General features: G+C 71.8%; 21 protein-coding genes. 14 read left to right on the top strand and 7 right to left on the bottom strand.

Annotated features, from left to right (window positions below; translation table 11 throughout):
• The first annotated feature begins 67 nt into the window (after window positions 1–67).
• The 7 genes from ACWCV9_RS20680 (at window position 68) to ACWCV9_RS20650 (ending at window position 6,868) form a co-directional block, all read left to right on the top strand.
• Window positions 68–1,594, top strand: coding sequence for an ABC transporter ATP-binding protein (locus ACWCV9_RS20680; protein ID WP_450788756.1), 1,527 nt, complete (start codon window positions 68–70; stop codon window positions 1,592–1,594).
• Window positions 1,591–2,718: an ABC transporter permease gene (locus tag ACWCV9_RS20675; RefSeq protein WP_450788494.1), complete on the top strand. Its 1,128-nt coding sequence runs from the start codon at window positions 1,591–1,593 to the stop codon at window positions 2,716–2,718. Before ACWCV9_RS20680 ends, ACWCV9_RS20675 begins: the two co-directional genes overlap by 4 nt.
• Entirely contained in the window at window positions 2,718–4,004 is a 1,287-nt protein-coding gene (locus tag ACWCV9_RS20670) for an ABC transporter permease (RefSeq protein ID WP_450788492.1), read from the top strand. Before ACWCV9_RS20675 ends, ACWCV9_RS20670 begins: the two co-directional genes overlap by 1 nt.
• Complete coding sequence (locus tag ACWCV9_RS20665) at window positions 4,001–4,405, top strand: cytidine deaminase (protein ID WP_385843540.1); 405 nt, start codon at window positions 4,001–4,003, stop codon at window positions 4,403–4,405. The genes ACWCV9_RS20670 and ACWCV9_RS20665 overlap by 4 nt, the downstream gene beginning before the upstream one ends.
• An 80-nt stretch (window positions 4,406–4,485) precedes the next feature.
• Window positions 4,486–5,763: a thymidine phosphorylase gene (locus ACWCV9_RS20660; protein WP_385843574.1), complete on the top strand. Its 1,278-nt coding sequence runs from the start codon at window positions 4,486–4,488 to the stop codon at window positions 5,761–5,763.
• A gap of 95 nt (window positions 5,764–5,858) precedes the next feature.
• Window positions 5,859–6,443, top strand: coding sequence for a Uma2 family endonuclease (locus ACWCV9_RS20655; RefSeq protein WP_450788490.1), 585 nt, complete (start codon window positions 5,859–5,861; stop codon window positions 6,441–6,443).
• Between the two features lie 38 nt (window positions 6,444–6,481).
• The gene (locus tag ACWCV9_RS20650) at window positions 6,482–6,868 is read left to right on the top strand and encodes an STAS domain-containing protein (RefSeq protein ID WP_450788488.1); all 387 of its coding nucleotides are present in this window, start codon (window positions 6,482–6,484) and stop codon (window positions 6,866–6,868) included.
• On the opposite strand, the gene ACWCV9_RS20645 is transcribed toward ACWCV9_RS20650, so the two are convergent.
• Both ACWCV9_RS20645 and ACWCV9_RS20640 read right to left on the bottom strand, forming a co-directional pair.
• Window positions 6,761–7,765, bottom strand: a complete 1,005-nt coding sequence (locus ACWCV9_RS20645; protein WP_450788487.1) for a sigma-70 family RNA polymerase sigma factor — start codon at window positions 7,763–7,765, stop codon at window positions 6,761–6,763. The two genes, ACWCV9_RS20650 and ACWCV9_RS20645, sit on opposite strands and share 108 nt — an antisense overlap.
• Window positions 7,766–7,928: 163 nt before the next feature.
• Window positions 7,929–9,218: an MFS transporter gene (locus ACWCV9_RS20640; RefSeq protein ID WP_450788486.1), complete on the bottom strand. Its 1,290-nt coding sequence runs from the start codon at window positions 9,216–9,218 to the stop codon at window positions 7,929–7,931.
• 62 nt (window positions 9,219–9,280) lie between these two features.
• Between ACWCV9_RS20640 and ACWCV9_RS20635 the strand changes: the two genes are divergently transcribed.
• Complete coding sequence (locus ACWCV9_RS20635) at window positions 9,281–10,240, top strand: LysR substrate-binding domain-containing protein (protein ID WP_450788484.1); 960 nt, start codon at window positions 9,281–9,283, stop codon at window positions 10,238–10,240.
• Window positions 10,241–10,264: 24 nt separating this feature from the next.
• Here ACWCV9_RS20635 and ACWCV9_RS20630 read toward each other — a convergent pair whose 3' ends face one another.
• Complete coding sequence (locus ACWCV9_RS20630; RefSeq protein WP_450788482.1) at window positions 10,265–11,026, bottom strand: alpha/beta hydrolase; 762 nt, start codon at window positions 11,024–11,026, stop codon at window positions 10,265–10,267.
• Window positions 11,027–11,154: 128 nt separating this feature from the next.
• On the opposite strand from ACWCV9_RS20630, the gene ACWCV9_RS20625 reads away from it, so the two are divergent.
• Window positions 11,155–12,321, top strand: coding sequence for an adenosine deaminase (locus ACWCV9_RS20625; RefSeq protein WP_450788481.1), 1,167 nt, complete (start codon window positions 11,155–11,157; stop codon window positions 12,319–12,321).
• 157 nt (window positions 12,322–12,478) lie between these two features.
• A complete protein-coding gene (locus tag ACWCV9_RS20620; RefSeq protein ID WP_385843549.1) occupies window positions 12,479–12,838 on the top strand; it encodes an ATP-binding protein in 360 nt (119 codons plus the stop codon).
• An 86-nt stretch (window positions 12,839–12,924) separates the two neighbouring features.
• On the opposite strand, the gene ACWCV9_RS20615 is transcribed toward ACWCV9_RS20620, so the two are convergent.
• From ACWCV9_RS20615 to ACWCV9_RS20605, 3 genes are all read right to left on the bottom strand, one after another.
• Window positions 12,925–13,128, bottom strand: coding sequence for a PspC domain-containing protein (locus ACWCV9_RS20615; protein ID WP_385843551.1), 204 nt, complete (start codon window positions 13,126–13,128; stop codon window positions 12,925–12,927).
• Window positions 13,129–13,213: 85 nt separating this feature from the next.
• Window positions 13,214–13,783, bottom strand: coding sequence for a VanZ family protein (locus tag ACWCV9_RS20610; RefSeq protein ID WP_450788479.1), 570 nt, complete (start codon window positions 13,781–13,783; stop codon window positions 13,214–13,216).
• Between the two features lie 167 nt (window positions 13,784–13,950).
• A complete protein-coding gene (locus ACWCV9_RS20605) occupies window positions 13,951–14,355 on the bottom strand; it encodes a hypothetical protein (RefSeq protein ID WP_450788477.1) in 405 nt (134 codons plus the stop codon).
• Between the two features lie 160 nt (window positions 14,356–14,515).
• Between ACWCV9_RS20605 and ACWCV9_RS20600 the strand changes: the two genes are divergently transcribed.
• Window positions 14,516–15,118: a uridine kinase family protein gene (locus ACWCV9_RS20600; RefSeq protein WP_450788755.1), complete on the top strand. Its 603-nt coding sequence runs from the start codon at window positions 14,516–14,518 to the stop codon at window positions 15,116–15,118.
• 177 nt (window positions 15,119–15,295) lie between these two features.
• Here ACWCV9_RS20600 and ACWCV9_RS20595 read toward each other — a convergent pair whose 3' ends face one another.
• Window positions 15,296–16,036 carry a SigE family RNA polymerase sigma factor gene (locus tag ACWCV9_RS20595; protein ID WP_385843554.1) on the bottom strand — a complete coding sequence of 247 codons (741 nt, stop codon included), beginning with the start codon at window positions 16,034–16,036 and terminating at the stop codon, window positions 15,296–15,298.
• 215 nt (window positions 16,037–16,251) lie between these two features.
• Here ACWCV9_RS20595 and afsQ1 point away from each other — a divergent pair, with 215 nt between their 5' ends.
• Genes afsQ1 through ACWCV9_RS20580 form a run of 3 tightly spaced genes read left to right on the top strand, consistent with a single transcriptional unit; the run spans window position 16,252 to window position 19,147 of the window.
• Complete coding sequence (afsQ1, locus tag ACWCV9_RS20590) at window positions 16,252–16,929, top strand: two-component system response regulator AfsQ1 (RefSeq protein WP_199272809.1); 678 nt, start codon at window positions 16,252–16,254, stop codon at window positions 16,927–16,929.
• Window positions 16,926–18,545: an ATP-binding protein gene (locus ACWCV9_RS20585; RefSeq protein WP_450788475.1), complete on the top strand. Its 1,620-nt coding sequence runs from the start codon at window positions 16,926–16,928 to the stop codon at window positions 18,543–18,545. The genes afsQ1 and ACWCV9_RS20585 overlap by 4 nt, the downstream gene beginning before the upstream one ends.
• Window positions 18,542–19,147 (top strand): hypothetical protein, encoded by a 606-nt coding sequence (locus ACWCV9_RS20580; RefSeq protein WP_450788473.1) that lies wholly within the window; start codon window positions 18,542–18,544, stop codon window positions 19,145–19,147. The genes ACWCV9_RS20585 and ACWCV9_RS20580 overlap by 4 nt, the downstream gene beginning before the upstream one ends.
• Window positions 19,148–19,185 lie beyond the last annotated feature (38 nt).

Here is a 19,185-nt window from a genome sequence, read left to right as displayed (position 1 = left end):
CTACGCAGCCCCTTTCCCCCCAGGAGAGTGCGCCATCAACGCGTCCAGCCCTCCCGCTGCCGTCGAACTGCGCGGCATCACCAAGCGTTTCCCCGGCGTCGTCGCCAACCGCGACATCGACATCACGGTCCGCACGGGCACCGTCCACGCCCTGTGCGGTGAGAACGGCGCCGGCAAGTCGACCCTGATGAAGATCCTCTACGGCATGCAGCAGCCGGACGAGGGCACCATCACGGTCAACGGCGAGCAGGTCGTCCTGCACAACCCCGGCGACGCCATCGCCCGCGGCATCGGCATGGTGCACCAGCACTTCATGCTCGCCGACAACCTCACCGTCCTCGAGAACGTCGTCCTCGGCGCGGAGAAGCTGTACGGCATCGGCGGCAAGGCCCGCGCGAAGATCAAGGAGATCTCCGACGCGTACGGCCTGAACGTCCGCCCCGACGTCCTCGTGGAGGAACTGGGCGTCGCCGACCGCCAGCGCGTGGAGATCCTCAAGGTCCTCTACCGCGGCGCCAAGATCCTCATCCTGGACGAGCCGACCGCGGTGCTGGTGCCGCAGGAGGTCGACGCGCTCTTCGCCAACCTGCGCGAGCTGAAGGCCGAAGGCCTCACCGTCATCTTCATCTCGCACAAGCTGGGCGAAGTGCTCTCGGTCGCCGACGACATCACCGTCATCCGGCGCGGCACCACGGTGGGCACGGCCGTACCGTCCGCCACCACCCCCAAGCAGCTCGCCGAGCTGATGGTCGGCAGCGAGCTGCCCACCCCGGAGACCGAGGAGTCCACGGTCACGGACGTCCCGATGCTGGACGTCACCGGGCTGCACCTCACCCAGACGGGGCTCGACGGCATCGAGCGGATCATCCTCGACGAGATCACCTTCACCATCCACAAGGGCGAGGTGCTGGGCATCGCCGGTGTGGAGGGCAACGGCCAGTCCGAACTGGTCGAGGCGATCATGGGCATGCGCCACCCGGACTCCGGCGTCGTCACCCTCGACGGCACCAACATCTCGCACATCGACACCCGCGCCCGCCGCGTGGCCGGTATCGGCTACATCCCCGAGGACCGCCACCGGCACGGCCTGCTGCTCGAGGCGCCGCTGTGGGAGAACCGCATCCTCGGCCACGTCAGCGAGAAGCCCAACTCGCGCGGCGGCCTGCTGGACATCAAGGCGGCCCGCGCCGACACCGAGCGGATCGTGCAGGCGTACGACGTCCGCACCCCCGGTATCGACGTGACCGCGGGCTCGCTGTCCGGCGGCAACCAGCAGAAGCTGATCGTCGGCCGGGAGATGAGCCACAACCCCAAGCTGCTCATCGCCGCCCACCCCACCCGCGGTGTGGACGTCGGTGCCCAGGCGGCCATCTGGGACTACATCCGCGAGGCCCGCCGCGAGGGCCTGGCGGTGCTGCTGATCTCCGCCGACCTGGACGAGCTGATCGGCCTCTCCGACACCCTGCGGGTGATGTACCGCGGCCGCCTGGTCGCCGACGCCGACCCCGCCACCATCACCCCCGAAGAGCTGGGCTCCGCCATGACGGGTGCGGCCTCCGGCCACCTGGAGCACACAGAGGACGACGAGCGATGAACAAGCTGACCTCACGGATCGACAAGGAGCGGCTGCTCCTCGGCATCGCGGCACCGGTGCTCGCGGTCGTCGCCGCGCTGGTCATCACCGCCCTGGTGATCCTCGCGACCGGCAAGAACCCCGGCCCCGCCTTCAACGACATGGTGACCTACGGCTTCGCCAGCGACAGCCAGGTCTACATCCTCAACAAGGCGACGACGTACTACCTCGCGGGTGTCTCGGTGGCCATCGGCTTCCGGATGAACCTGTTCAACATCGGCGTCGACGGCCAGTACCGGATCGCCGCGTTCTTCGCCGCCGTGCTCGGTGGCGCGCTGACGCTGCCCGGCTGGATCGCCATCCCGCTGATCATGATCTGCGCCATGGCGACCGGCGCCCTGTGGGCGGCCATCGCCGGTGTCCTCAAGGTCACCCGGGGCGTCAGCGAGGTCATCTCGACGATCATGCTGAACGCGATCGCCACCGCGGTCATCGGCTATCTGCTCCAGCCCGGCAAGCTGGCCCAGCTGGAGGAGGGCGGCACGGTCGTCTCCACCAAGCCGCTGCCGACGTCCTCGTACTTCTTCAGCATCAACACCGGCCCGGCCGGTGAGCTGTGGGGGTTCATCTTCCTCGCCGTCATCGTCGGTGTCGCCTACTGGTTCGTGCTCGGCCGCACCCGGTTCGGCTTCGACCTGCGCACGGTCGGCCAGTCCGAGAGCGCCGCCTCCGCGAGCGGTGTGTCGGTGAAGAAGATGGTCCTCACCAGCATGCTGATCTCGGGTGCGGTGGCCGGTCTGATCGGCATGCCGACCCTGCTCAACGACAGCCACGCCTTCAGCAACGACTTCCCCGCCGGCATCGGCTTCACCGGCATCGCCATCGCCCTGCTCGGCCGCAACAACCCGGTCGGCATCGCGCTCGGCGCCCTGCTCTGGGGCTTCCTGGAGCGCACCACGAACCACCTGGAGTTCCAGGGCTACGACAAGGAGATCCTCGGCGTCATCCAGGGCGTCATCGTCCTCTGCGTCGTGATCGCCTACGAGGTCGTACGACGCTACGGCCTCAAGCGCCAGCAGCAGAAGGTCGGCGCGGAACTCGCCGCCCTGGCCGCCGCCACGACGAAGAATCAGGAGGTGGCGTGATGACTGCCACGATGACCGACGCGCCGCCGCCCGCGGCGCCCAAGGCGGGCAACGCCCCCCAGCGCTCCGGCCGCTCGCTCGGCCAGATCCTCATGATCATCGCCGGTGCCCTGCTGCTCGTCGCCGCCGTCCGTATGATCACCGGCTCCGACCAGCTCGACTCCGCCGGACAGGTCAGCGCCGCCGTCGGCCTCGCGGTGCCGATCGGCCTCGCCGGTCTCGCCGGTCTGTGGTCCGAGCGGTCCGGCGTGGTCAACATCGGCCTCGAGGGCATGATGATCCTCGGCACCTTCGGCGCCGGCTGGATCGGCTGGCAGACCAGCCCCTGGCTGGGCCTGCTCTGCGGTGTCGCCTTCGGTGTCCTCGGCGGCCTGGTGCACGCGGTCGTCACCGTCACCTTCGGCGTCGACCACATCGTCTCCGGTGTCGCGATCAACCTGCTCGCGCTCGGCATCACCCAGTACCTCGCCAAGGTCTTCTTCACCACCGGCAAGGCGGCCGACGCGGGCGGCAACCCCAAGCAGTCCCCGCCGGTCGACTCGCTGCCGCAGATCACGGTGCCCGGCCTCTCCGACGCCCTGGCCTCGGTGGAGAAGCACCACTGGTTCCTGGTCTCCGACCTCGCCGGCATCCTCGGCGGCCTGGTCACCAACCTGTCCGTGATCACGATCCTGGCCGTGGTGCTGTTCGTCGGCAGCTGGTGGCTGCTGTGGCGCACCCCGTTCGGCCTGCGGCTGCGCTCCTGCGGTGAGAACCCGACCGCCGCGGAGTCGCTCGGCGTCAACGTCTACACGTACAAGTACGCGGCCGTGGCCGTCTCCGGCGGTCTCGCCGGCCTCGGCGGCGCCTTCCTGGCCCTGGTCACCTCGCACACCTACCTGGAGGGCCAGACCGGCGGCCGCGGCTACATCGGCCTCGCGGCGATGATCTTCGGCAACTGGCGCCCGGGCGGCGTCGCGATGGGCGCCGGGCTGTTCGGCTACTCCGACGCGCTCCAGCTGCGCAACGGCGGCACCACCGTGCACGCCCTGCTGCTCCTGCTGGTCGTCCTGCTCGTGGCGCTGGGCGCCTGGAAGCTGTACCAGAAGGCCGTGCTCCAGGGCCTGATCAGCCTCGGCTGGGCCGGCATGGTCCTGGTCTGGTACCTGCTCACCGACGAGGTCCCGAGCGACTTCGTGGGCGCCACCCCGTACGTCGTCACCCTGCTCGTCCTGTCGCTGTCGGCGCAGCGCCTGCGGATGCCGAAGGCGGACGGCATGCGGTACCGGAAGGGCCAGGGCAAGTGACGGGCGCCGACGCCGGGTTCGACTGGGAGGCGCTGCGGGAGGTGGCGCGCGAGGCGATGTCCCACGCGTACGCCCCCTACTCCGGCTTCCCGGTCGGCGTGGCGGCCCGGGTCGACGACGGGCGCACGGTCACCGGCTGCAACGTGGAGAACGCCTCCTACGGCCTCGGCCTGTGCGCGGAGTGCGGACTGGTCTCCGACCTCCAGCGCACGGGCGGCGGCCGCCTGACGCACTTCACCTGCGTGGACGGCACCGGCGGCCTGCTGGTCCCGTGCGGCCGCTGCCGCCAGCTCCTCTACGAGTTCGGGGGCCCGGAGCTGCTCCTGGACACCCCGGCGGGCATCCTCCCGCTGGCCGAGATGCTGCCCCAGGCCTTCGGCCCGGAGCATCTCACCTCGTAATGCCGTACGGCCCCCCTGCCCCGCTCGCAGGGGGGCCGCACACTTCGCACCTCCCGGAAGGAACGACACCCGCCATGGCCATGGACGCCATCTCCGTCATCCGCACCAAGCGGGACCGCGGCGAGCTGACCGACGAGCAGATCGACTGGGTCATCGACGCCTACACCCGCGGCGAGGTCGCCGACGAGCAGATGTCCGCGCTCGCCATGGCGATCCTGCTCAACGGCATGAACCGCCGTGAGATCGCCCGCTGGACCGCGGCCATGATCGCCTCCGGCGAGCGCATGGACTTCTCGTCGCTGTCCCGCCCGACGGCCGACAAGCACTCCACGGGCGGCGTCGGCGACAAGATCACGCTGCCCCTGGCCCCCCTCGTCGCCGCCTGCGGCGCCGCGGTCCCGCAGCTGTCCGGCCGCGGCCTCGGCCACACCGGCGGCACCCTGGACAAGCTGGAGTCCGTCCCGGGCTGGCGTGCCCTGCTCTCCAACGAGGAGATGCTGCACGTCCTGGACACCACGGGCGCCGTGATCTGCGCGGCCGGCGACGGTCTGGCCCCGGCGGACAAGAAGCTGTACGCGCTCCGCGATGTCACCGGCACGGTCGAGGCGATCCCGCTGATCGCCTCCTCCATCATGTCCAAGAAGATCGCCGAGGGCACCGGCTCGCTGGTCCTGGACGTGAAGGTCGGCACCGGCGCCTTCATGAAGACCCTGGAGGACGCCCGCGAGCTGGCGACCACCATGGTCGGTCTGGGCACCGACCACGGTGTGAAGACCGTGGCCCTGCTGACCGACATGTCCACCCCGCTCGGCCTCACCGCGGGCAACGCCCTGGAGGTCCGTGAGTCGGTCGAGGTCCTGGCGGGCGGCGGCCCCAAGGACGTGGTCGAGCTGACGATCGCGCTGGCCCGCGAGATGCTCGACGCCGCCGGGGTGAAGGACGCCGACCCGGCGAAGGCGCTGGCCGACGGTACGGCGATGGACGTGTGGCGCCGGATGATCGCGGCCCAGGGCGGCGACCCGGACGCCCCGCTGCCCACCTCCCGCGAGCAGCACGTGATCAAGGCCCCGTCGAGCGGTGTCCTCACCCGCCTGGACGCCTACGACATCGGCATCGCCGCCTGGCGCCTCGGCGCCGGCCGCGCCCGCAAGGAGGACCCGGTGCAGGCGGGAGCGGGCGTCGAGATGCACGCCAAGCCCGGCGACACGGTGACCGAGGGCCAGCCCCTGCTCACCCTGCACACCGACACCCCGGAGCGCTTCGACTACGCCCTGAACGCCATCGAGGGCTCCTACGACATCGCCGCCCCGGGCACCGCCTTCACCCCCTCCCCGGTGGTGCTGGAACGCATCGCCTGACCAGGGGATCTCCCCTTCCGAGTGAACGGGACCGGCGGACCACCGCCGGTCCCGTTCGGCATGCTGGGATCGGTGACGCACCGAAGGAGACCGCCATGAGCGCACTCACCGTGAGCCAGGACCCCGACCAGAACTGGGACGACCTCGTCCGGTACTGGGAGGAGATGGAATGGCCCGAGGGCAGCAAGGTGGAGATCATCGAGGGGATCATCACCGTGTCACCCCCTCCCGCAGTCCGCCACAACGTGATCGCGGCCCGCATCCAGCGTCGCCTCTACTCCGTGATCCCCGAGGACTGGGGTATTTATCAGACGCAGGCCATCGCCGTGCCGTCGCGGCTCGGCATGTTCATCCCGGACCTGTTGGTGGCCCCCGTTCAGGAGTGCGGCGAGTCGGACTCCCACATCCCAGGCGCCGTCGCCGAACTGGTCGTCGAGGTGACTTCCAAGACCAACGCGCGGCACGACCGGGTGAGCAAGCCCGCCGCGTACGCCACCACAGGTATTCCGCTCTACGTCCTCGTCGACCGTTGGGCCCCCGGTGGCCCCACCGCGACCCTCTACGGGGAGCCGAAGGGCGAGGTGTACCGGGTCCTCAGCGCCGTGAAGTTCGGTGATCCCATCACGCTCCCGGCGCCCTTCGACCTGACGATCGACACCGGCGAGTTCCCCGTGGACTGACCTGCCGCCCCGCACACCGGGGAGACCGGCTCCCGGCGATGAGTTCCGCGCGCTCCGCCGGTCTACCGCATGTGGAGGACGAGACCCCTGCCGTGCTGGTGCTGCGCGGCCCCCTGGCCCGGGAGGCGGTGGCACAGCTGTGCGCCGAGGTGCGGGGGCTGCTGGAGGGGCGCGGGGGAGGGGTGGTCGTGGTCGACGTGGGGGCGCTCGGGCCGCCGGGGCTGGCCGCCGTGGAGCTGCTGGCGCGGCTGGAGCTGACCGCCCGCCGGGCCGGCGGGCGGATCCGGCTGCGCGACCCCGACGCCGCACTGGCCGCGCTACTCGAGCTGACCGGACTCCGCTTCCAGACGGAGCGGGAGGCCGAACAGCGGGAACCATCGCTGGGCGTCGAGGAAGCAGTGGAATCCGGTGATCCGGCCGGCTGAGATCTCCAGGACCTGCACCGCCCAGGGGCTGAACCCGCCCTGCTCCGGATCCGGCTTGTAGTGCGCGAAGCCCGGCAGGCCGTTCGCCTGGACCGGCAGCAGCCGGGACCCGGCGCAGGCGGAGCCGAGCGTGGTCATGAAGCCGGTGATGTCGGCCGGACCGCGCAGCCACAGGTCGAACGGCGGCATCGTCATGACGGCGTCCTCGTGCAGCAGCGCCGTCAGCGCCGTCATGTCGTACCCCTCGAAGGCCTGCACATAGCGGTCCAGGAGCTTTCGCTGCTCCTCGTCCAGCGGGTCGGACACCGCCGCGTCGGCGCCCGCGTCCGCGCGCTCGGCGAGCGTGGCCCGGGCCCGCTGCAACGCGCTGTTGACGGAGGCGACGGTGGTGCCCAGCAGCTCGGCGACCTCGCTCGCCCGCCAGGCCAGCACCTCGCGCAGGATCAGCACCGCCCGCTGCTTGGGCGGCAGTTGCTGGAGCGCCGCCATGAACGCCAGCCGGACGGACTCCTTGGCGACCGCGGCCTCCGCCGGGTCCGCCACCGACGGCAGCACCCGGGCGTCCGGCATCGGCTCCAGCCAGGTGTGGTCCGGGCGGGGCGACAGGGCCGCCTGCGCGAGCGGGGTCGAATCGGTGAGGTCCATCGGGCGGGCCCGCTTGCTCCCGGCCGACAGCATGTCCAGGCACACGTTCGTCGCGATCCGGTACAGCCAGGAGCGGAGGCTGGAGCGGCCCTCGAACGACCCGTAGCTCCGCCAGGCCCGGACCAGGGTGTCCTGCACCGCGTCCTCGGCCTCGAAGGACGAACCGAGCATCCGGTAGCAGTACCCGGTCAGTTCGGTCCGGTGCTTCTCCAGTGCGACCTCGAGATCCGCCGTCGCCGTGCCGTTGCCCATCGTCCACCCACCCCTGTGGCCGTAACCGTCACGCGTCCTCGCGCCCCAGCACTTCGGAAGCTACCGCACCCCACTGACAACGGCCGCCCGAGCCGGAAAAAGTCCAGCTCGGACGGCTTGTGTACGAATCTGACCGAATGGGTCGGGCAGCGGCCCACCGGTGTCAGTGCGCCGGAACCGGCTCCCGCCGCGCCGCCACCCGGGCCGCCCGCGAACCGGCGACGGTGATCGCGACCACCCCGACGACCGCCAGCAGCCCCACCGCGACCGTGCCGCTCCAGCCGTCCGCGCGGAAGGCCAGCGCACCGACCGTGCTGCCGGCGCTGGAGCCGATGTAGTACATCGACTGGTACAGGGCGGAGGCCTGGGCGCGGCCGTGCGTGGCCGTCCTGCTGACCGCCGAGGAGGCGACCGCGTGCCCCGCGAAGAAGCCCGCCGTGATCAGCACCAGGCCCAGCAGGACCAGCGGCAGCGCCGGGGCCAGCGACAGCAGCAGACCGGCCGTCGTCGTACCGCCCGCCAGGTACAGCGCGCCCCGGCGGCCCAGCCGGCCCACCAGCCGGCCGGCCACGGACGCGGACACCGTGCCCACCAGGTAGACCAGGAAGATCGAGCCCGCGATGCCCTGGGGCAGCCCGAACGGCGCCTCCGTCAGCCGGTAGCCGATCACCGTGTAGACGCCGCCGAACACCGTCATGAACAGCGCGCCGATCGCGTACAGCCGGCGCAGCAGCGGGTTCGCCAGGTGGTCGCGGACCGTGCCGAGCAGCACCCGGGGCCGCAGCGAGCCGGCCGTGAAGTGGCGCGGCGCCGGCAGCAGCAGCCGGAAGGCGACGGCGCAGCCGACCGCGATCACGCCGATCACCCCGACCGCGACCCGCCAGCCCCACTCCTGGGCCACCCAGCCGGTGATCACCCGGCCGCTCATCCCGCCCACGCTGTTGCCCGCGACGAACAGCCCGATCGCCGTGATCAGCGCCTTGGGCCGGACCTCCTCGGCCAGATAGGCCTGCGCCGAGGCCGGCAGCCCGGCCAGCGCGGCACCCTGCACCGCCCGCAGCACCACCAGCGCGCCGATCGACGGCGCGAAGGGCACCAGCAGGCCGACCGTCACCGCGACCGCCAGCGACGCGGTCATCACCGTACGGCGGCCGAACCGCTCCGACAGGGCACTCATGGGCAGCACGAACAGGGCCAGCCCACCGGTCGCGGCGGCCACCGTCCAGCTCGCCTCGCTCGCCGCGACCCCGAACTCCCCGGAGATCAGCGGCAGCAGCGCCTGGGTGGAGTAGAGGAGGGCGAAGGTCGCGACACCGGCGAGGAAGAGGGCGAGGCTCATCCGGCGGTAGCCGGGGCCGCCCGGCGTCATCCGGGAGTCGGCGGCGACTTCGCGGGAGGGTACGGACGATACGGCGCCCACGGTGGTGGACGCCCCGGTACTGGCGGGAGACATGCTTCGACCGTAGGCACGCACCGCTCATCCGTCCAATGCATGAAACGGCCATAATCGTTCCCATGGTGCATCAGCAGAGGTCACAGGGGCGCCTGTCACCATCCGGTGACAGACAAGACATGAACGAGATGTCGAGGCTGCTCGCGCCGCGCCTCGCCTACTTCGCCGGGGTGGCCCGCACCGAGCACGTCACCCGCGCCGCCCTGGAGATGGACGTACCCCAGTCCACCCTGTCCCGGGCGATGGCCCGGCTGGAGCAGGACCTCGGCGTCGACCTGTTCGCCCGGCACGGCCGCACCGTCTCCCTGACCACGGCCGGCCGCACCTTCCTCGCCTCCGTCGAACGCGCCCTCGCCGAGATCGAGCGCGCCGCCGAGGAGGTCCGCGCCGACGCCGACCCGGCCACCGGCAAGGTCGCCTTCGGCTTTCTGCACACCATGGGCGCCGAGACGGTACCGGGCCTGCTGCACGCCTTCCGCGCCGACCACCCGCGCGTCCGCTTCAGCCTGGTGCAGAACCACGGCGAGGCCATGCTGGAGCGGCTGCGCGCCGGTGAACTGGACCTCTGCCTGACCTCCCCGGTCCCGGACGCCCCCGACCTGGTCGCCCGCCGGCTGGACGAGCAGAAGCTCCGCCTTGTCGTCCCCGCCGAGCACCGCCTGGCCGGCCGCCGCCGCATCCGCCTGGCCGAAGCCGCCGACGAAACCTTCGTCACCCTGGAACCCGGTTACGGCATGCGCCGGATCACCGACGACCTGTGCCAGGAGGCCGGTTTCCGGCCCCGGATCGCCTTCGAGGGCGAGGAGGCGGAAACCCTGCGCGGCCTGGTCGCGGCGGGCCTCGGGGTGGCCCTGCTGCCCCCGCCCACCGTCCCCCGGCCGGGGGTCGTGGAACTGACCGTCACCGCCCCAAGGGCGGCCCGCGAGATCGGCGTCGCCTGGCTGGCCGACCGCCCGGACACTCCGCCGGTGGCCGCCTTCAAGAAGTTCCTGCTGTCGCGCAGGGGCAGCCTGCTTCCCTGAGCGGCCGGCCGGGGCGCGCGGGACTCACGGCCGCAGCGACCTCCCGAAGCCCACGGCCAACGGCATCCGGAGCCCGATGGGCGGCGGAGCCGCGAGCGCGTCCTCCACCGGCCGGGACAGCGCCTCCCCGAACAGCGCGCCCCGCATGAAGTCCACGGCCAGCCAGGCCACTTCGTCCCGGTGCCCGCGCAGGCGATGCCCGTCGGAGTGCACCTCGAACCGGCACACCTCCCGGTTGACCTTCTTCGCCCGCGCCGCGTACCGGAACGACAGCTCGGGGTCGGTCCGTTCGTCGTTCGTGCCGTGCACGATCAGCACCCGCCGCCCCACCAGCTGTTTCACCGGCTCGGGGGGCGCGGCGACATCGTCCTCGGGCAGCCAGGGAGCAAGCGCCACCACCGAGTTGACGGCCTCGTGCCCGCCGGCCCGCAGCGCCGCCCGTCCCCCCATGTCCACCCCGACCAGGCAGACGGGAACGTCGCCGTAGCGCCGTACGACCTCGTCGGCGGCCCACTCGGCGTCGGCGGCCGGCTGTGCCGCGCTGCCGTTCCAGCCCCGGCAGCGGTAGTGGACGGTGTGCACGGCGAGTCCTTCGGCCCGCCCCGCGCGAGCGAGCCGCCGGCCCAGGGAGCGCAGCGCGACCGCCGCCCGCACGGCGGACGGCCTGCGGTCGGAGACCTCCTCACCGCCGGGGAGCAGCAGCACCGCTCCGCTCACCGCCGTCGGCTGCGGGCCGACTGCCTTCCCCAGCCTGGCCGTTCGGACCGGCGTCGCTTGCTGTCCCATGACAGAACAGTGTCAGAAGGCGCGGTGTACGAAACCCGTACGTGCGGTCACCGTTGCGTATCGACGGAAAAAGAAGCGGTGGCGTCGAAAGGGCCGCCTTCTACGCGCGTAGGCGTTACAGTGCGGAAATGACGAGCCAGACTGCACCGAAAGGGACCGTCCCGACGCCGGACCAGATCCGCCGGGCGCCCAAGGTTCTGCTGCACGATCATCTCGACGGCGGGCTCCGTCCGGGCACCGTCGTCGCCCTCGCCCAGGAGACCGGGTACCGGGATCTTCCCGAGAGCGACCCCGACAAGCTGGGCCTCTGGTTCCGCGAGGCCGCCGACTCCGGTTCGCTGGAACGGTATCTGGAGACCTTCCGGCACACCGTCGGCGTGATGCAGACCCGTGCGGCGCTGGTCCGGGTCGCCCGGGAGTGCGCCGAGGACCTCGCCGAGGACGGGGTCGTCTACGCCGAGGTGCGGTACGCGCCCGAGCAGCACCTCGGTGGCGGACTGACCCTGGAGGAGGTGGTCGAGGCGGTCAACGAGGGCTTCCGGCAGGGCGAGCGGCTCGCCCGGGAGAACGGCCACCGGATCCGCGTCGGCGCTCTGCTCACCGCCATGCGGCACGCGGCCCGCTCCCTGGAGATCGCCGAACTCGCCAACCGCTACCGGGACTCCGGAGTGGCCGGATTCGACATCGCCGGTGCCGAGGCCGGATATCCGCCCACCCGGCACCTGGACGCCTTCGAGTACCTCAAGCGCGAGAACAACCACTTCACCATCCATGCCGGCGAGGCCTTCGGGCTGCCGTCCATCTGGCAGGCGCTCCAGTGGTGCGGCGCGGACCGGCTCGGGCACGGGGTGCGGATCATCGACGACATCGAAATCCGCGAGGACGGCACGGTACGGCTCGGCCGGCTGGCCGCCTACGTCCGGGACAAGCGGATCCCGCTCGAACTGTGCCCCAGCTCCAATCTCCAGACCGGGGCCGCGCCCTCGTACGCCGAGCACCCGATCGGGCTGCTGCGCCGGCTGCACTTCCGGGCCACCGTGAACACCGACAACCGGCTGATGTCGCACACCAGTATGAGCCGGGAATTCGAGCACCTCGTCGAGGCGTTCGGTTACACGCTCGACGACCTCCAGTGGTTCTCCGTCAATGCGATGAAATCAGCGTTCATTCCTTTCGATGAACGACTCGCGATGATCAATGACGTCATCAAGCCCGGATATGCCGAGCTGAAATCCGAATGGCTGTTCCAGCAGACGGCCACGACCAGCGACTTTGCGGATTCCTCGGGCGAGTAGCGGGTCGGACTCCGTCCCGGAATGCGGACGCACTTTCACATGGCGTCCGCATTTCGGTGTTTGCGGTGGGCGGGTGTGCGTGTTTACGGTCGTGGACCGCTCAGATCGTTTGTGATCTCCCGTCTCCTGTTTCCCCTATTCAAGGAACGCATTCACCATGAAGCAGTCTGCTGCCAAGACCCTGGGCGTCGCCGCCCTCGGTGCCGCCTTCGCCGCCGTCGGCGCGGGCGCGGCCAACGCCGCCCCGGCCACCCCCGACGCCACCCAGGCCCTGGACAGCGTCACCAAGACGCTGCCGGCCGAGAACGTCGGCAAGGCGCTGCCGGGTGCCACCCAGGCGCTCGCCCAGGGGCAGGGTGCGCTGAGCGCCGGCGTGGCCGCCGCTCAGCCGGTCGTCGAGCAGGTGCTCGCCGGCGGCCCGACCGCCCCGGTCGGCAAGCTGCTCGGCGGCCTGCCGGTGGGCAAGACGGGTCTGCCCACGCACGGCCTGCCGGTGAACGGGATCCCGCTCGGCTGACCGGCCGCCGTCGACTTCCGCTCGACGCCGCTGGGGCGCTCCGGAGCTGTCCGGGAGCGTCCCAGCGGCGTTCGTGCGCGGGCGGCTCACCAGGCGGCGGTGACGGTCTTGTCCTCGGCGGGCAGCAGGATCCACAGCGCTATGTAGACCAGGAACTGGGGGCCGGGCAGCAGGCAGGACAGCAGGAAGATCACCCGCATGGTCGTCGCCGACGTGCCGAAGCGGCGGGCCAGGGCGGCGCACACGCCGCCGATCATGCGGCCGTGGGTGGGGCGGGCAAGGGCGGTCATGGCTGCTCCTCCGTGGTGGTCCGTGGGTGGCGGTGTCGCTCAACTGCCTTCCACGGTACGGAGACGAAGCGGACGAAGCATCGCTCTACGGGGCGATCCCGACCCTGGGAATCGTCGGGGTACGACCCTGAGACAGCTCCTCCTGGACGGTGACCGGCTCGCTGCCCTCGCGCTCCGCGCCCGCCCGCGCGTCCCGGCGCCGCAGCCGGACCCGGGCCGCCGGGACCACGGCCAGATGGGCCAGGATCACCCCGGTCGTGTTCAGCAGCAGCGAGTCGACGTCCACGACCCGGCCCGGCACGCCGGTCTGGAGCAGGGCGATGCCGACGGAGACCAGGGTGCTCGCGGCGGCCGTGCGCAGCAGGGAGGCGACCGGCGAGACGCCGAGGCGGCCGTGCGCCATGGGCAGCAGCACCCCGAGCGGTGCGAGCAGGGCGAGGCCCTCGCCGAGGGGTTTGGCCGCGCCCGGCCAGCCGAGCGCGAGGTCGGCCCGGATGCCGGCCAGCGGGTGCAGGTTGGGCGGCAGCACCCAGGGCACGTCCAGGGGGCGCAGCATCAGCCAGGCGACGAGGGTGAGGTGTGCGACGAGGAGGATGCTTCCCGTCGCACGGATGCGGATCGCGGCGGTGCCGCCGATGGAGCCTTGACGCTGCACGATCCCCAAGACGCCACCCCGGGCGCGAACGGTTCCGCATCGGAGCGTTTCCGTCCGGGCACCCTGGGCTGCGACCGCCCGGCCGCCGGTTTCGCTTTCCTCGGACCGCACGACCGGCGGGGTGCGTCTCCCCGCCACCCCGAGGACACGCACCCCCGTATCCGGGGTCAGTGTCCCAGCACCTTCAGCACCTGCCCGACCACCGGCACCCCGCCCAGCGACTGGGCCTCGGCCAGCGGCGCCGTCAGCATCTGGGAGCCCACCGGCTTGAAGTCGGCCAGCTGGGTGCCCACGCCGTTGTCCAGGGGGTCGACGCCGGTGCCCGCCAGCGGGTTGGGCTTGAGGCCGGCGACGGGTCCGGTGACATAGCCGACCGTGCCGGTGAGGACCGTGAGACCCGCCTGAGGGTCGATGTGGCCGAGCGAGGTCGGCCGCCAGGGCACCTCCACGAGCGAGGGGGCCGCGTCCGCGTGCGCGGTCGCGGCGCCCGCGCCCAGGGCCGCCCCCGCGGTCGCGAGGGCGACCAGGGCGCGCCGCGTGGTGAGGTGCTGGGAGGGGGTGTGTGGGGCCATCGCTGGTGCCACCTTCTGGTGCGCAGGGTAAGGGCGTCGACACGTAGGGTAGTTGAGGCGGGAGTCACGCTCAAAAGCCGACCCGCGGGGTCGGCAGGCGGCCCGCCATGCGTCAAACTGGTGTTCCGTGAGCATTCATCCCCCGTCCCCCGCCCGTGTCGTGCTGCTGTGCGGCCCCTCGGGCTCGGGCAAGTCCCTCGTCGCCGCCCGCTCCGGGCTTCCCGTCCTGCGTCTGGACGACTTCTACAAGGAAGGTGACGACCCGACTCTGCCGCTGGTGGACGGGAGTTCCGACATCGACTGGGACCACCCGGAGTCCTGGGACGCGGACGTCGCCATCGAGGCCATCACCCGGCTGTGCACCACGGGCGCCACACCGGTCCCGGTGTACGACATCGCGCTGAGCGCCCGCACCGGTGAGAAGACGCTGGACATCGGCCGTACCCCGCTGTTCATCGCGGAGGGCATCTTCGCCGCGGAGATCGTCGGGCGGTGCCGGGACCTGGGTCTGCTCGCCGACGCGCTGTGCCTGACCCGCGGATCGGTCACCACCTTCCGGCGGCGCTTCCTGCGGGATCTGCGGGAGGGCCGCAAGTCGGTGCCGTTCCTGCTGCGCCGCGGCTGGCGGCTGATGCGCGCGGAGCGGTCGATCATCGCCCGGCAGGTGTCCCTCGGCGCGTACCCCTGCGACCGGGACGAGGCACTGGACCGGCTGGCGGCGGCGGGCGACGGACGGCCCGCACGGCAGCAGCCGGTGGCGTAGGCCCCCGGGCAATAGGCCCGGGGAAACGGAAGCGGGACCGGTCAGGCCTACGGCCCACCAGTCCCGTTCCTCTTTCCCCCGTGATCCCCCGTGGATCCACCCCCCAGTGGTTCCCCCGTTGCCCCCCGTTTTCCCCCGTGTTCCCCCCCGAGGTCACCCCCCAGTGACCCCCGTCCTTCAGGCGACCAGCTCGCCGAAGGCGTTCTCCTCGTCACGGCCGAAGCTGAGGACCTCGTCCTCGCGCAGCCGGCGGAGCGACCGCCAGATGCTGGACTTCACCGTGCCGACACTGATGCCGAGGATCTCCGCGATCTCCGGGTCCGTGCGGCCCTCGTAGTAGCGCAGGACCAGCATGGTGCGCTGGAGCTCGGGCAGCCGGGCCAGCGCCTGCCAGAGGACCGCGCGCAGCTCGGTGCCGCGCATCGCGTCCGTCTCGCCGGGCGTCTCCGGCAGCTCCTCGGTCGGGTACTCGTTCAGCTTGCGGCGGCGCCACGCGCTGATGTGCAGGTTCGTCATCGTCCGCCGCAGATAGCCCCCGACGGCCGCCTTGTCGCTGATCCGGTCCCACGCCTTGTACGTCGAGAACAGCGCGCTCTGGAGCAGGTCCTCGGCCTCGAAGCGGTCGCCGGTCAGGTGGTAGGCGGTGGCGTACAGGGAGGCGCGGCGCTCCTGGACATAGGCGGTGAACTCCGCCTCGGTCAGCGAACGGCGCTGCTCCCCCGAGTCCTCCCTGTACGCGGTTCCCCCGTGTGCTGCCCCCGTGCGGGCGTCGATCACCGTCATGAACGCGGTGTGCTGACGCCCGGTGCCGCGAGCGCACCCCCGCCCGCTCACGGCACCGGACTTCTCGGATCCCCGGTGCACGTCGTGCAGACGCGTGACCACTGCGCTGGTGCTGATGCTGTGCAGCGTGTTCATCTCGCGCTCCCCGTCGTGGACTTCCGGCGACTCGGTCTTGCCGGGCCGGCTGTGGCTCCCCCGTCCGGCCCGTGCCCAAAAGACTGCCGGGGCGACTTCATGGCCGTGTCCGCCGACTGTCACAGACCTGTCACAGGGGTCCGCGCGGGAACGAAAGGCGAGGGCATGACGCCCGCAGGTCGTACGACCGGCCGTCCATGGGCCAGAATGAGCCCGTGCCTTCCCTGTTGCTGATCGAGGACGACGACGCCATCCGTACGGCCCTGGAGCTCTCCCTGACGCGCCAGGGACACCGGGTCGCGACCGCCGCCAGCGGCGAGGACGGTCTGAAGCTGCTGCGCGAGCAGCGGCCGGACCTGATCGTGCTGGATGTGATGCTGCCCGGCATCGACGGGTTCGAGGTGTGCCGGCGCATCCGGCGCACCGACCAGCTGCCGATCATCCTGCTGACCGCGCGGAGCGACGACATCGACGTCGTGGTCGGCCTGGAGTCCGGGGCCGACGACTATGTCGTCAAGCCGGTCCAGGGCCGGGTGCTGGACGCCCGGATCCGGGCCGTGCTGCGGCGCGGGGAACGGGAGTCCAGCGACTCGGCGACCTTCGGCAACCTGGTCATCGACCGGTCGGCGATGACCGTGACGAAGAACGGCGAGGACCTCCAGCTGACCCCGACCGAGCTGCGGCTGCTGCTCGAACTGAGCCGGCGGCCCGGTCAGGCGCTCTCCCGCCAGCAGCTGCTGCGGCTGGTCTGGGAGCACGACTACCTCGGTGACTCCCGGCTGGTGGACGCGTGTGTCCAGCGGCTGCGCGCCAAGGTCGAGGACGTGCCGTCGTCACCGACCCTGATCCGTACCGTCCGTGGTGTCGGCTACCGCCTGGACTCGCCTCAGTGACCGATACGCGAGGGGGGCTGCGCGGCTGGGCCGCGGGGCGCAAGGGAAATCTGTCGCGGCTGCGGTTCACCAGCCTCAGGCTGCGACTGGTCGTCGTGTTCGGGCTGGTGGCGCTCACGGCCGCCGTGTCGGCGTCCGGTATCGCCTACTGGCTCAACCGGGAAGCCGTGCTCACCCGCGCCCAGGACGCGGTGCTGCGCGACTTCCGGCAGGAGATGCAGAACCGCGCGGGCGCCCTGCCCGCGCACCCCACCCAGGACGAACTCCAGCACGCGGCGGGCCAGATGGCCGCGAGCAGCCAGCACTTCAGCGTGCTGCTGGTCGGCCAGGACACCGACGGCCGTACGGTGTACGGCAACTCGGGCGGCATCAACGGCTTCTCGCTGGAGGACGTGCCGAAGACGCTGCGCGCCGCGGTGAACAAGCGGCAGCAGGTCACCGGCACCAACAAGGAGCCGTACCACCTGTACTGGCAGCGGGTCGTGGACCACGGCACGCCCTACCTGGTGGCCGGTACCCGGGTGATCGGCGGCGGGCCGACCGGTTACATGGCGAAATCCCTGGAGCCGGAGGCGAAGGACCTCAACTCGCTGGCCTGGTCGCTGGGCATCGCCACCGGGCTCGCGCTGATCGGCGCCGCGCTGCTCGCGCAGGCCGCCGCCACGACCGTGCTGAAGCCGGTGCACCGGCTCGGTGTCGCCGCCCGGCGGCTGGGCGAGGGCAGGCTCGACACCCGGCTGCGGGTGTCCGGCACCGACGAACTCGCGGACCTGTCCCGGACGTTCAACAACGCGGCCGAGGCGCTGGAGCAGCGGGTCGCGGAGATGGCGGCGCGGGACGAGGCGTCCCGCCGGTTCGTCGCCGACATGAGCCACGAGCTGCGGACGCCGCTGACCGCCATCACCGCCGTCACGGAGGTGCTGGAGGAGGAGCTGGAGTTCGAGTCCGGGAGCATCGACCCGATGATCGAACCGGCGGTGCGGCTGGTGGTGAGCGAGACCCGGCGGCTGAACAACCTGGTCGAGAACCTGATGGAGGTCACCCGCTTCGACGCGGGCACCGCCCGGCTGGTCCTGGACGACGTCGACGTCGCCGACCAGATCACCGCCTGCATCGACGCCCGCGCCTGGCTGGACGCCGTCGAGCTGGACGCCGAGCGGGGCATCCACGCCCTGCTCGACCCGCGCCGCCTGGACGTCATCCTCGCCAACCTGATCGGCAACGCGCTCAAGCACGGCGGGTCGCCGGTCCGGGTCTCGGTGCGGGAGTCGGACGACTCGGTGGTGATCCAGGTCCGCGACCACGGCCCCGGCATCCCCGAGGACGTCCTGCCGCACGTCTTCGACCGCTTCTACAAGGCGAGCGCCTCCCGGCCCCGCTCCGAGGGCAGCGGGCTCGGCCTGTCCATCGCCCTGGAGAACGCCCACATCCACGGCGGCGGGATCACGGCCGCCAACTCGCCCGAGGGCGGCGCGGTGTTCACCCTGCGGCTGCCGCGGGACGCCTCGCAGCTGACCGAGCAGCCGGCGGACGAGCCGCAGGAGAAACCCGACGACAGCAAGAAGAGCACGACGGCCGACACGGACGATTCCGGTTCCGGAAAGGAGGGGTCATGACCGTACGACGCCTGCTGGCGCTGCCCCTCCTGGGCGCGCTGCTCACCGGCTGCGGCATCCGCGCCACGGAGGTGCCGACCGACTTCGGCGCGGCGCCCTCGCGGGTGCCGTGCTCGCTGGCCGGGCCGGACCGGTCCACGCAGACCGCGCACGGCGTGCCCGTGCAGGTCTTCCTGCTGTGCGGGGCGTCCCTGGTGGCCGTCGACCGCACGGTGCCCGTCCCCGAGGGCACGCCGGACGCCAAGCGCCGGGTGATCGTGGCCCAGGGCCTGCTGGACCAGCTCGCGGCCTCGCCGTCCGCCGCGGAGCGCTCCGCGGGCTACACGACGTATGTGCCGGGCGGCCTGAGCGTGTCCGGGCCCGGCCCGCGGGACCCCGAGGACGCGCTCCGCCTGAGCACCGCCCCGAGCCGGCTCACCTCCTACGCCCTGGCCCAGCTGGTGTGCACGCTGTCCGACTCGGCGGCGACGGAGGGCGACGGATCGGTCATCCTGGCGGGCCCGCCCCCGGCGCCGCCGAGCCGCTACGAGTGCACCGACCCGGTGCGCAACCACCCGGGCAGCGCACAGCCGCCGACGAGCAGGGTGACGGGGAAGTCCTGACGCGCCTGCTCGCGCACGCGCCGCCCCACCGACCGCCG

This window comes from Streptomyces sp. NPDC001606 (assembly GCF_053596835.1).
This window is presented reverse-complemented; position numbering and strand designations above follow the sequence as displayed.

What these genes read in the sequence shown, in the direction of transcription:
- ACWCV9_RS20675 (WP_450788494.1), top strand. Translation starts at nt 1,591, where the DNA reads ATGAACAAGCTGACCTCACGGATCGACAAGGAGCGGCTGCTCCTCGGC.
- ACWCV9_RS20670 (WP_450788492.1), top strand. Translation starts at nt 2,718, where the DNA reads ATGACTGCCACGATGACCGACGCGCCGCCGCCCGCGGCGCCCAAGGCG.
- ACWCV9_RS20660 (WP_385843574.1), top strand. Translation starts at nt 4,486, where the DNA reads ATGGACGCCATCTCCGTCATCCGCACCAAGCGGGACCGCGGCGAGCTG.
- ACWCV9_RS20655 (WP_450788490.1), top strand. Translation starts at nt 5,859, where the DNA reads ATGAGCGCACTCACCGTGAGCCAGGACCCCGACCAGAACTGGGACGAC.
- ACWCV9_RS20650 (WP_450788488.1), top strand. Translation starts at nt 6,482, where the DNA reads ATGAGTTCCGCGCGCTCCGCCGGTCTACCGCATGTGGAGGACGAGACC.
- ACWCV9_RS20645 (WP_450788487.1), bottom strand. Translation starts at nt 7,765, where the DNA reads ATGGGCAACGGCACGGCGACGGCGGATCTCGAGGTCGCACTGGAGAAG.
- ACWCV9_RS20640 (WP_450788486.1), bottom strand. Translation starts at nt 9,218, where the DNA reads ATGTCTCCCGCCAGTACCGGGGCGTCCACCACCGTGGGCGCCGTATCG.
- ACWCV9_RS20635 (WP_450788484.1), top strand. Translation starts at nt 9,281, where the DNA reads ATGGTGCATCAGCAGAGGTCACAGGGGCGCCTGTCACCATCCGGTGAC.
- ACWCV9_RS20630 (WP_450788482.1), bottom strand. Translation starts at nt 11,026, where the DNA reads ATGGGACAGCAAGCGACGCCGGTCCGAACGGCCAGGCTGGGGAAGGCA.
- ACWCV9_RS20625 (WP_450788481.1), top strand. Translation starts at nt 11,155, where the DNA reads ATGACGAGCCAGACTGCACCGAAAGGGACCGTCCCGACGCCGGACCAG.
- ACWCV9_RS20620 (WP_385843549.1), top strand. Translation starts at nt 12,479, where the DNA reads ATGAAGCAGTCTGCTGCCAAGACCCTGGGCGTCGCCGCCCTCGGTGCC.
- ACWCV9_RS20615 (WP_385843551.1), bottom strand. Translation starts at nt 13,128, where the DNA reads ATGACCGCCCTTGCCCGCCCCACCCACGGCCGCATGATCGGCGGCGTG.
- ACWCV9_RS20605 (WP_450788477.1), bottom strand. Translation starts at nt 14,355, where the DNA reads ATGGCCCCACACACCCCCTCCCAGCACCTCACCACGCGGCGCGCCCTG.
- ACWCV9_RS20595 (WP_385843554.1), bottom strand. Translation starts at nt 16,036, where the DNA reads ATGAACACGCTGCACAGCATCAGCACCAGCGCAGTGGTCACGCGTCTG.
- ACWCV9_RS20580 (WP_450788473.1), top strand. Translation starts at nt 18,542, where the DNA reads ATGACCGTACGACGCCTGCTGGCGCTGCCCCTCCTGGGCGCGCTGCTC.